The following is an 11998-nucleotide window of genomic DNA, read 5'->3' on the forward strand; positions in this document are numbered from 1 at the left end:
AATCAAGGCTATGTAAAGAAGAAGTGGCAGGGGCGGAGAGACTCGAACTCCCAACCATCGGTTTTGGAGACCGCTGTTCTACCAATTGGAACTACGCCCCTGCAATGACGACGAATTATAGAGAAGTTTCGCTAAAGGTAAAGAAAAAAATCACTCTTTTAGTTTAACTGCTTTTTAAATAAACAAAACGGCGAATTAGCCAACTAATTCGCCGTTTTTATAATTACTTACCTAAACTAGGATAAGCCTTCATATATATCCATGCTCAGCATTTTTTACTTTTTGCTACTCGCAGACGTTTTAGTTCAGCTTTGGCCCAGACTGATGATTCGGCCATATCACAACGAAGCCCGTGCTTCTTTTCAGTAGTAAACGCGGTTAGGTTCAATTCTATTCACTTTTTATACTCAACTTGTTGTCCATTTTTAAAGCGTATCAAAACATGAGCGACCAGCTGCATATCAAGTCATACTAAGTGATGCAGACTCTGTTGTTAAAACTCATAACTCGCTTTTGCCCCAAAGTTATTTAACGCTCGTCGATATAAAAATATCCTTACTATTTTGTTCTTATTGTTTTTTAAGCGAAACTTTGTTGTTTGTGCATGTACATAAAACCTTTCAGGTTGCTTAATAGCATCGGCAGTACGATCAATGTGAAGGCAATGTTAGATAAAGGGACGGCTAACCAAACATCATCGATACCTAGATATTTCGGCAAGATGAATAGGAAAGGAAACTGTATCAACATATTGCCGACGGAAACAAACAGGACTTGTCCGCTTTTACCAACGGCGACGAAGTAGATGGACGCCATGAATAAGAAGCCATCTAAAAACAATGCCATTAAGTGTAAACGAATACCGTTTTTGCTTGCTTCAAGTAATGCATCATTGCCTGTAGTAAAGATGCCGATAAAGATTTCTGGAAAAATGTTAAACAGTATTACCAAAGCTATACCGGACCCAACGGTAACAGAAAAAGCCAGTTTTACGGTTTCGCTAATGCGTTTGTATTGCTTGGCGCCTAAGTAGTGACTCACTGGTGGCTGCAAGCCGCTGACTAAGCCTTCAGCGAAGAAGTAGTAACAGCTCGCTAAGTAGCCAACAATCGCAAATGCGGCTAACTGCGTGGTGTCTCCGTAGGCCATAAATTGCATGTTATGGAACGCCATGACGAAGCTGAAGTAGATAAACATCACTAAGTTTGACGACCCTAATTGCACGATACGAATGGCGATGGTCTTATCAAGTTGTTTGACCGATAGCTTGGTTTTAGCTTTTGACAACGTAAAGTAACGTATATCGGTAAAAAGCACCCTCTCGCTAAAGAAGATATATTGACTCTTTCGCAACTACAACAATGTCGTCAGTTCGTACTCTGTAACCGCTCAGGAGAGAACCGCGAAAATGCCCTAAGCCCAGATCATTGGGATTTAGACAGTTATTATTTGATTTGTGAATTGGTAACGCAGAATCAAGGCTGGGCCATATTTTGACTTATAGAACAAAGTGTCAGAGCATTTTTTCAGTGATGTTCCGAATAAAAAAAAGTCCGCAATTACGCGGACTTAATTAAGATTTAATGCCTGTTAGTGCCAGACGTTTCAGGCCTAAAAATTATTCCCACTCAATAGTCGCAGGTGGTTTTCCTGAAATATCGTAAACAACGCGTGAGATACCGTCGATTTCATTAATGATGCGGTTTGAAACCAGACCTAAGAACTCATACGGTAAATGTGACCAACGTGCAGTCATAAAGTCGATAGTTTCTACACAACGAAGACTTACAACCCAATCATACTTACGTGCATCACCCATAACGCCTACAGACTTCACCGGTAAGAATACCGTGAATGCTTGGCTTACTTTATGGTAAAGCTCTGCTTTGTGTAGTTCTTCGATGAAGATAGCGTCAGCACGGCGTAATAAGTCACAGTACTCTTTTTTGATTTCGCCAAGTACACGCACACCTAGACCAGGCCCAGGGAACGGGTGACGGTAAAGCATGTCATACGGTAAACCTAGCTCTAAACCAATTTTACGTACTTCATCTTTAAATAATTCACGCAGTGGCTCAACTAAGCCCATTTCCATGTCATCTGGTAAGCCGCCCACATTATGGTGAGACTTGATCACATGCGCTTTACCAGTTGCAGACGCTGCTGACTCGATAACATCTGGGTAGATAGTACCTTGACCTAACCATTTTGCATTTTTAAGCTTTTTAGATTCGCTATCAAATACCTTAATAAATGTATGGCCAATCGCTTTACGCTTGTCTTCTGGGTCTGATTTACCAGCAAGATCCGCTAAGAATAATTCTTCGGCATCCACTTTGATAATGTTTAGGCCAAACTTATTGCCAAACATATCCATTACTTGCTGACCTTCGTTTAAACGCAGTAAACCGTTATCAACAAATACACAGGTTAAACGGTCGCCAATCGCGCGGTGAATAAGCATAGCCACCACTGATGAATCAACACCACCAGATAAACCTAAGATTACTTCGTCATCACCCACAGTATCTTTAATGCGCTCTATGGCGTCATCAATGATTTTTGCTGCAGTCCACAGTTTTTCACAACCACAAATATCAATCGCAAAGCGTTCTAGTAAACGTTGGCCTTGATGGGTGTGGGTTACTTCTGGGTGGAATTGTACGCCGTAAAAACGCTTTTCTTCGTTAGACATTGCCGCATGTGGGCAAGTAGATGTTTTAGCAGTAGTTTTGAAAGTATCTGGAATTTCCATTACTTTATCACCATGGCTCATCCACACGTCTAAAATGCCTTCACCGCCATCGGTAATGCTGTCTTCAATGGCATCAAATAATGCACAGTTACCGACTTTTTCAACTTGCGCGTAACCAAACTCTTTCTTATCAGAGCTATGAACGCTACCGCCAAGCTGAGTAGCCATTGTTTGCATGCCGTAACAAATACCAAGTACAGGTACGCCTGCATTGAATACATACTCAGGGGCACGCGGGCTGTTTTCTAAGGTTGTTGACTCAGGGCCACCAGATAGAATGATACCTTGAGGATTGAACTCACGGATCTGCTCTTCCGTTACGTCCCATGCCCACAGTTCACAGTAAACACCAATTTCTCGCACACGGCGGGCGATCAATTGCGTGTATTGCGAACCAAAGTCTAAAATAAGAATTCGTGAATCGTGAATGTCTTTGCTCATTGAGGGTCTCGTTAGTCAAGAACTAGCACTCAGGTTACCTGAATGACTATAATAAATAAGGGCTAGCGAAGCTAGCCCAGTAATTTTAATAGATTTGAAGCTATTAACCTAAGCGGTAGTTAGGTGCTTCTTTGGTGATTTGCACATCATGAACATGTGACTCACCCATACCTGCTGAAGTAACACGTACAAACTGAGGTTTAGTGTTTAATTCTTCAATCGTGGCACAACCGGTTAAACCCATTGCGCTGCGCAGGCCGCCAACTTGTTGGTGAATGATTGTCGCGATTGGACCTTTATAAGCCACACGACCTTCAATCCCTTCTGGCACAAGCTTGTCTGCTTGATTTGATTTTTGGAAATAGCGATCTGATGAACCTTCTTTTTGGTTCATCGCACCAAGCGAGCCCATACCACGGTATGACTTGTAGTAACGGCCTTGGTAAAGCTCGACTTCACCAGGCGCTTCTTCAGTACCCGCTAGCATTGAGCCAACCATCACACATGATGCACCAGCAACAAGTGCTTTTACAATATCACCTGAGAAACGAATACCACCATCAGCAATCACTGGAATGTCACGACCTTTTAGGCCATCAACAGCATCAGAGATAGCTGTGATTTGTGGTACACCACAACCAGTAACAATACGCGTAGTACAGATTGAACCTGGGCCAATTCCTACTTTAACTGCATCAACACCGGCGTCGGCAAGCGCAATCGCACCTTCAGCTGTTGCCACATTGCCAGCTACAATTTGTAGTTCAGGGTAAGTTTGACGAGTTTGTGCAACACGGTCGATAACACCTTGAGAATGACCATGTGAGGTATCAATTAGTAATACATCAACGCCCGCTTCGACTAATGCAGCAATACGCTCATCAGTACCTGGACCTACACCAACGGCAGCACCTACACGTAAACGACCTTGTTCATCTTTACATGCATGTGGTTTGTCTTGTGCTTTTTGATAATCTTTTACTGTGATCATGCCTTTTAATTTAAACGCATCATCAACAACAAGGATTTTTTCGATACGGTGTTCGTGCATTAATCCTAAGATTTCATCACGCGCTGCACCTTCTTTTACAGTGACTAACTTTTCTTTTTTAGTCATCACTGTTGAAACCGGTTGCTCAAGCTTGGTTTCGAAACGCATATCGCGGCTGGTAACAATACCAACAAGGCCGTTTTCAGCGTCCGTTACCGGAAAACCTGAAAAGCCTTTTTCTTCAGCAAGTACAATTGCATCTGCAATGGTTAAATCCGCTGTCACAGTAACAGGGAAAGAAACAATACCCGCTTCATACGTTTTAACTTTACGTACGTTTTTGGCTTGTTCTTCAATTGTCATGTTTTTGTGGATAAAACCTAAACCGCCCTCTTGCGCTAGCGCAATCGCTAAGCGTGCTTCGGTAACAGTATCCATAGATGCTGAAACTAGCGGCAAGTTAAGTTTGATACCACGCGTTAAGCGAGTTGAAATGTTTGCCGTGTGTGGCAAAACAGTAGAATGACCGGGTACTAAAAGTACGTCATCAAAGGTAAGAGCTTCTTTAGCAATTCTAAGCATTTTGGCAACTTCTCACATGTGGATCTTGTTTAAGGAATTGCGGCCAAATTTTATCAGCGTTGTGGGCACGAGTAAATAAGATTTCACAATTATTTATGATAAAATACCCCCATCATCGCTTTTTAGAGTCGCTTTATGGCCGTAACATCCCAGCAGCAAACGATTTATACCGTTTCTAGGTTAAATAGAGAAATAAGAACCGTACTCGAACAAGGATTCGCATCGTTAAATTTAACTGGCGAAATATCAAATTTCATTACACCAGCCTCTGGTCATTGGTATTTCACGCTCAAAGATGATCGCGCTCAAGTAAAAGCGGCGATGTGGCGAGGCAACAATCGAGGCCAACGCTATCGCCCTGAAAATGGCGCACAAGTGACAGTTCGAGCCCGAGTATCGCTGTATGAACCGCGTGGTGACTATCAGCTGATTGTTGAACACATGGAAGCTGCTGGCGAAGGGCAACTAAAGCAACAGTTTGATGAATTAAAAATGCGCTTAGCCGCCGAAGGTTTATTTAGCTCCGCCCATAAACAACCATTGCCTGGGGTTGTGCATCGTGTTGGTGTTATTACATCAGCCACAGGGGCGGCTATCAAAGATATTTTAACGGTACTTAAGCGTCGAGCGCCACAACTTGAAGTCGTGATCTACCCTGCTATGGTGCAAGGTAAAGACGCGCACCTACAATTAATTGATAAAATCAATATTGCTAATGCCCGCAATGAAGTTGATGTAATTATTTTAGGCCGCGGTGGTGGATCACTAGAAGATTTATGGTGCTTTAACCATGAGCTACTGGCACGCGCTATTTTTGCCAGTAACCTACCAATTATCAGTGCTGTCGGTCATGAAATTGATACCACCATTAGCGATTATGTTGCCGATGTGCGCGCCGCAACGCCAAGCGCGGCTGCAGAGCTTGTTAGCCCCAATAGCAGCGAACTTTATAATCAAATCCAACAACAATTAAATCGCTTAGCCAATGCGTTTAAACATCAGTTATCTGCAAAGCAAAGCGTTGCAACAGCACTTGAGCACCGTTTAACATTATGTCATCCGCGTAATCAGTTAAATCAACAAGCGCAACGTTTAGATGAATTGACAGTAGCATTACAGCAGGCGATACAAAATCGGCTCTATCAATATGAGCGCCGCTTAAATAATCTAACGCCGCGACTAATGCAGCGCTCACCAGATCGCAAAATTACTCAGGCAAGTCATCAATTACAGCAACTGCAAGGGCGTTTAACACAAACCATGCAGCAACAATTACACAGTGCCCAAAATACCCTCGCAATGCAGGCTAGCCGATTAGAATCGGTAAGTCCGCTCAATGTACTCGCTCGTGGTTATAGCATCACTAAAAATGAGCAAGGGCAAGTGATTAAGTCTATTAAGCAAGTAACTCAAGGTGATTTAATTGTAACCGAGCTTGCTGATGGCGTGATTCAAGCTCTTGTCAGCTGAGGCTCGTTATTCTGACTCAGTACTTAATAATAATGAAAAATCGCGATCGCTTGATTTTGAAGTACTGACTTTAAATTGCTGCCAAAAGTCTTGTTGTACCAACTTATCGTTGAGTTCGCGCCATTGGGTATGATCAAAATCATATACATCCTTTGGCGCTGCAAGCTCAAATTTACATACCGAACTTTTACACTGCGCACTAACTAATTCAGGGGTGATGCCAAGGTCAGCAATCTGTAAAAAGTCTTTCATAGCAGTCTCGGTACGATAAGCCCACTCTTCATTGCGACTTTGCTCAGTAAACTTGTCTAGCAAAGCTTGTTCAAAATCGGACGGTGCTTGTAATTGTTGTTCGTAAGCTTTTACTAATTTTTGCTGTTGCAGTAACTCACGCTTGAGCTGTTGCACTTGTTGCTCAAGCGTTTGTTCATCCGTTGTTTGCGCTGATGTATCTTGGGCAGACGAGGTAATATCAGTCACTTGTTGAGACTGGGATACTGTATCTAGCTCTGCAGCTACGGTACTGGCAGGCATTATTTTGACTTCTTGTTCAAGTACCTGTGTTTGTGTTGTAGTCACAGGAGCTGCTTCGTCAGAGCTCAACGCAAAATAACTCCACGTTAGAACAACACCTGTGATAAATGCTAACAACAGCGAAAATGGATCATTTTTACTCATACTTAATTCCTTTTAAGTTTTTTACTTAGAGCATTGCACTGGTGTGTGATTCGTTTTGCGGCTCATCAACCTCTAAAAAATTCTGATTCATACTTTTCGCTGGACAGGGGCAATTTGGTTTACCAACAATTTTAGCTGGTACGCCTACAACCGTGGTGTGTGGTGGTACGGCGCTCAGTACCACTGAGCCTGCGCCAATTCGGGCGCCCTCGCCGACCTCAATATTGCCGAGCACTTTAGCCCCAGCACCAATTAAAACACCGGCGCGAATTTTCGGATGACGATCGCCTTTTTCATTACCAGTACCACCTAGAGTAACTGATTGTAAAATAGAGACGTTATCTTCAATAACAGCTGTTTCACCAATCACTATACCAGTTGCATGGTCAAACATAATACCATGGCCGACTTTACAAGCAGGATGGATATCAACGCCAAATACTTCTGAGGTACGGCTTTGAATAAAGCGAGCGAGCTCTTTACGGTTTTGTAACCATAAGCAATGGGCGAGTCGATGTGCTTGAATTGCATGGAAACCTTTTAAATTTAATATCACAGTTAAATATGTATCGGCAGCGGGATCACGATCTTTAACGGCTTTTATATCATGGGCAACATGAGTAAGCATTCGATCACATTCAACAAAAGCCTGATCAAATAACTCCCGGATAGTAAATGCAGATACCACAGCATCAGATAACTTATTGGCAACGATAAAACTCAACGCAGACCCTAAACACTCATGATTTAAAATGCATGAATACACATGACTTGCTAATAGGGGTTCACGGGTAACGACTTCTTTTGCTTCGGTGCGGAGCTGTTGCCAAATTTCATGACGCATAGGACGGCCTTAGATTAATACGAAGATAAGCTTTTATGCAGTTTAACGGATTTCAAGTCAGATGTGTTAACGCTGCGGTTATTTGTTCTAGTTATTAGATATAACTAAATTTCAAAATCATTCTTTAATAATCTCATTATAGTTTTACATAATAAGTTACGACAGTAGATAAAATTAACGTGTAGCCATAAAAAATATAAAACTTTAAAATTCAATAACTAAACATCAATGACAGTTATACTGTCATATGACAAAATAACAACTGGCGTAAAGCTGACGGCGTAAAAAATAATAATAAACGCTAAATTAGCATCATCAACTTAATAAGGAATACGATGATGAACAATGACATACTCAATACAAAGAAACTAGGCTATAAATTTTACTTTCAAGATGGCGACGATCAAATAGCCTGCTTTGGCAGTTACTTCACCGGTAAGGAAGAAGTCTATATTAATGATGAGCTAGTTAGTGAAAAGCGAAGTATTAATGTCACAAGTAAACACCAATTTGAACTATCAGGTAATACTTTTAATGTTAAGTTTGAAATGCACAATATTTTAACTGGTAGGCTTGAGTGCTCACTGTTTAAAAATAAAAAGTTAGTTAAAAGCTTAGAGCAAACAACTTTATTTAGTAACCCTAAAAAATCAGCTCTTTTTATTGCTGGGTGTTTTGTTGTTGGTTTTACTGTTGGGTATATTATTTCAACATTAGCTTTGGGGAAATAATCATGCAATTAAACCCCAAAACTATAAAAGCATTAAGGCAAAAGCTTGATTGGACTCAACAACAGCTTGCAGATGCCTGTGACGTAAGTTTACGAACTATTCAACGGGTAGAAAAAGAAGGTGCAGCGTCTAAAGAAACCACCATGGCCTTGTGTGCAGTGTTAGAAGTACGTCAAGGTGAGTTAATAAAACTTGAGGAAAATACAGTTTCAGTTGCTCAGACACACACTTTAAATACGCAAAGTATCACAACAATTTTAGCGCTGTCGTCCATTGCCAGCTTTGCGCTTGGCATGATCACCGTGTTTTTAATTATGAAATAAGGAGATTTAAATTATGTCAAAGGAATCGCGAGGACACATCACCTTAGTGCTTATCGTCAGTGCAATTATACTTTTTGGATTAGGTGTAAAAATTGGCGCAATGTTATAAAAATGCCCCAAATTTGGGGCATCTAAATTAAGCTTCTTAGTTATTTAAATGCTCGTTATTCAAACACCTTATCTACAGCAAGTACTTCAATATTTTTCGCTGGTATTGCCAGTTTGTAATTAGCGATTACTTTATCCTCAGCAACTAATTCAGCTGGTTTCTCTGCATTATATACCATAGGGGATGTTTGCTCTGACGCTAGGCGCTTTTGCATATCTTTTCCGTCGCCGGTGATAAACACATACTGAATATCATCCGTTTGTAAGTTCTCTTTTATGACACGATTTACATCAGCTACTGTCAGTTTTTCAAGCTTGCTCGTTACATATTTTACGAAAGTATCGGTGTTGTAAAACTCACTATCTAGCGCATACCCTAATTGACGGTTTTGGCTTGCTACCATTTGCGGCACAAAGTTAATTAAGAAGTTACGCGTTGCGTCAAAGTCTTTTTCTGTCATGCCATTTTTGATTAGCTTATCAAGTTCAAATAAAGCGGTACGCGTTGCAAAATGAGCGTCATTGTTCGAGCGCAGCGGGCGAAGCCATACTTGAAATATTTGCTCAGAGCGGCCTAAGTTTGCATCAGGCTTAGTCTGGAACATACCTCGTGGGAAATACTCAATATACGCGTAATCGCCGTAGTTCATACCGCGGGTTTGACGAATGCGCTCATAAAGATATGAGTTTGAACTGCGGTGCTCGCCAAAGTATGAGCGAACTAACCACAGTGCCGTCCAGTCTTCACTACTACGAATGGTATCAATTGGGAAGCCAAACGATACCGCAGTCGATTGCGCTGATTTTTCTACAATTGTAGCGTGATGACCTTTTAGCGCTGGTGCATCAGGAATCGATAAACGACTTTGCTGACCTTTAGGCAAAGCACTTAAATCGCTAAACATGGTTGCTTTAAGTGATTCAGGTACTGCGCCAATTAAACCGACAGTCAGTTTAGCTTGAGTAAATTCTTTCGCATAAAACGCTTTCACGTCATCAAGTGTTAATGCTTCTAAATCAGATAGATCACCGTAGTTATAGCTCTCATATGGGTGACCTTGATACAGCTTATGATAAAGCACTTCTTTACCTAGCTCTTCGTCATTTGAGGCTTTTAGGCCAGATTTTATACCGTCGATGAGCTCTTTCTTAAGGCGTTTAAAGTCATCTTCTCTAAAGCCAGGATTTAGTAACTGCTCACTAACCAGTGCATACCATTGTGCAGCGTTATCTTTATGGACACGCCCTTGTAGCGAAATCATTTCTTTATCTATCTGATAACCAAAGCTACCTGCCAATGGATAAAGTGCCTGTTTAATGTCGTTGTAGCTCTTCGCCTGTGAACCACCTTGAGCAAGCATGGCCGCAGTGAGTGCAGCTACGCCTTTTTGACCTTTAGGATCAGCCGCAGCACCGGTATGGAATAACCAGTTAATATCAATCAATGGCGAACTATTGGTTTTATCTAGCACTTTAAAATGACGCTGTTGCACAGTTTGCTTGCTAGCAACGAGAGTGTTTAAGTCCACTTCTTGTTCAAAGCCAGCCACTTTATCCAGTGCAGACATAGTCACAGTAGTACGACCACTGTCTACAAAATACTTATTAGCAATGTCTTTAATATCTTGCGCGGTGATGCTATCTGCCGTTGCATATAACTGATTGACGACTTCTGGATCGCGCTCAAAATGCATATAACTGGCAAGGGTTGAACCTATAGCTTGTGATGAGTCTAGGCCGTTAATAAAGCTGTATTTAAGATTGGATTTTAAATCAGCTAGCTTTTGGCTATCAACCAACTCAGTGCGAGCTTTTGCGTAGGTGCTATTAATTGCATCACGAGCAACCGCTAAATCGGCCTCATTTTCAACTTTCACAAAAACATGTAATAAGCCGGGATCTTTGGTATCAGGATTATAGCTAAACATTTGGCTAGCAATTTGTTTATCAACCACTAACTCTTGGTAAAGCTCTGAGTTGGTTGAAAAATAAAGCTGTGACAGTAAATCAAGCGCGGCTCTGTCTTTTTGTTTTGGCTGCCAGGCTGTGCCTTTATAAGATACTAATAACCAATGCCCTGGTAAGCCTTCGTTTTGCTCATGTATATATTTCGCCGCTTGCTGTTTTGGTTCGGTTGGAATATCAGCAACGAAATCGCCTTTTTGCCATTGGCCCCAGTGTTTTTTAACCATAGCCATAGTTTCAGCTGGATCAACATCGCCTACAATCACTAATGACACATATTCAGGTTTATAAAACTTAGCAAAAAACTCTTTACCGTATGCCATTTGATCCGGCATGGCTTCAATATCTTCAAAAAAGCCCATGGTGGTATGTTTATAAGTATGTTTTTCGAATGCTTCATTACGTACTGCAGAAAGTAACTTACGAACCGGGCTGGCATTATTTTTAAGGTACTCGCCTTTAACTGTTAATGCTTCAGTACGAAATTGCTCTTCTGAATAAGTCAGGTTTTGAAAAATATCCGCTTCAATTTCAAGTACTTTATCAAGATGTTGCTTTGAAAAGTTTAAGTGATAGTTAGTGTAATCATTGGTTGTATAAGCGCGATTATCAACCCCAGAATTTTTTAGAATATCAGAATACACATCTTGCGGATATTTTTCAGAGCCTTTAAACATCATGTGTTCAAAAAAGTGTGCAAAACCGGTTTTACCTGCTTCGACTTCATTACGAGAACCGACAGACACTGGAATTTGTAGTGATACCACATCAGGGTAATCAGTTTTCACCACCATAACGCGTAAACCATTATCAAGCTCTTCTAATAAATAATCTTGTGAGAACACCCGATCATTACTACTGGCAACCGTTGACTGTTCAATCTCAACCTCTTTGACCATGTTTGAGCCGCTGTTATTTGCACAGCCGCCCAGTGCAAGCGTTACCGCAAGGCTCGTTGCTAATAATTTAAATTTCATTGCTATCCCTTGTTAGTTGAATAAATTTCTTGTTTTTAGTCATCCGATTATGCAACAAAGCAAGTCAATATAAGACCCCTGAGGTAATAAATTATGTAAACAGTTGTGTATCAGAGAACTCTTCATTCAGAGC

9 protein-coding genes and 1 tRNA gene are annotated in these 11998 nt (G+C 41.2%); 3 read left to right on the plus strand and 7 right to left on the minus strand.

The genetic code is table 11. The annotated features are described in order from the left end of the window. Positions 1–24 precede the first annotated feature (24 nt). The 4 genes from PVK79_RS19640 to guaB form a co-directional block, all read right to left on the minus strand. A tRNA-Trp gene (locus PVK79_RS19640) sits at positions 25–101 on the minus strand. Between the two features lie 478 nt (positions 102–579). Next, positions 580–1287, minus strand: coding sequence for an MATE family efflux transporter (locus PVK79_RS19645; RefSeq protein WP_274803944.1), 708 nt, complete (start codon positions 1285–1287; stop codon positions 580–582). Positions 1288–1618: 331 nt separating this feature from the next. Then, the gene (gene guaA / locus PVK79_RS19650; protein ID WP_145235498.1) at positions 1619–3196 is read right to left on the minus strand and encodes a glutamine-hydrolyzing GMP synthase; all 1578 of its coding nucleotides are present in this window, start codon (positions 3194–3196) and stop codon (positions 1619–1621) included. Positions 3197–3299: 103 nt separating this feature from the next. Next, complete coding sequence (guaB, locus tag PVK79_RS19655) at positions 3300–4769, minus strand: IMP dehydrogenase (RefSeq protein ID WP_149982073.1); 1470 nt, start codon at positions 4767–4769, stop codon at positions 3300–3302. Positions 4770–4904: 135 nt separating this feature from the next. Here guaB and xseA point away from each other — a divergent pair, with 135 nt between their 5' ends. Further along, the gene (gene xseA / locus PVK79_RS19660; RefSeq protein ID WP_182759713.1) at positions 4905–6239 is read left to right on the plus strand and encodes an exodeoxyribonuclease VII large subunit; all 1335 of its coding nucleotides are present in this window, start codon (positions 4905–4907) and stop codon (positions 6237–6239) included. 6 nt (positions 6240–6245) lie between these two features. Here the strand turns inward: xseA and PVK79_RS19665 are convergent, their stop codons facing one another. Both PVK79_RS19665 and cysE read right to left on the minus strand, forming a co-directional pair. Next, on the minus strand, positions 6246–6917 hold the full coding sequence (locus tag PVK79_RS19665) for a hypothetical protein (RefSeq protein ID WP_257324056.1): 672 nt from the start codon (positions 6915–6917) through the stop codon (positions 6246–6248). A gap of 25 nt (positions 6918–6942) precedes the next feature. Further along, positions 6943–7761 carry a serine O-acetyltransferase gene (gene cysE / locus PVK79_RS19670; protein ID WP_145235490.1) on the minus strand — a complete coding sequence of 273 codons (819 nt, stop codon included), beginning with the start codon at positions 7759–7761 and terminating at the stop codon, positions 6943–6945. A 338-nt stretch (positions 7762–8099) separates the two neighbouring features. On the opposite strand from cysE, the gene PVK79_RS19675 reads away from it, so the two are divergent. Together PVK79_RS19675 and PVK79_RS19680 are read left to right on the plus strand one after the other, a co-directional pair. After that, positions 8100–8492, plus strand: coding sequence for a hypothetical protein (locus tag PVK79_RS19675; protein WP_182717228.1), 393 nt, complete (start codon positions 8100–8102; stop codon positions 8490–8492). Between the two features lie 2 nt (positions 8493–8494). Further along, the gene (locus tag PVK79_RS19680; protein WP_016708636.1) at positions 8495–8815 is read left to right on the plus strand and encodes a helix-turn-helix domain-containing protein; all 321 of its coding nucleotides are present in this window, start codon (positions 8495–8497) and stop codon (positions 8813–8815) included. A 164-nt stretch (positions 8816–8979) separates the two neighbouring features. Here the strand turns inward: PVK79_RS19680 and PVK79_RS19685 are convergent, their stop codons facing one another. Next, positions 8980–11865 carry a M16 family metallopeptidase gene (locus tag PVK79_RS19685; RefSeq protein ID WP_182734707.1) on the minus strand — a complete coding sequence of 962 codons (2886 nt, stop codon included), beginning with the start codon at positions 11863–11865 and terminating at the stop codon, positions 8980–8982. Positions 11866–11998: the final 133 nt, after the last annotated feature.

Origin of the sequence: Pseudoalteromonas rhizosphaerae (genome assembly GCF_028885455.1) — a bacterium.
In the GTDB taxonomy this organism is placed as follows: domain Bacteria; phylum Pseudomonadota; class Gammaproteobacteria; order Enterobacterales; family Alteromonadaceae; genus Pseudoalteromonas; species Pseudoalteromonas rhizosphaerae.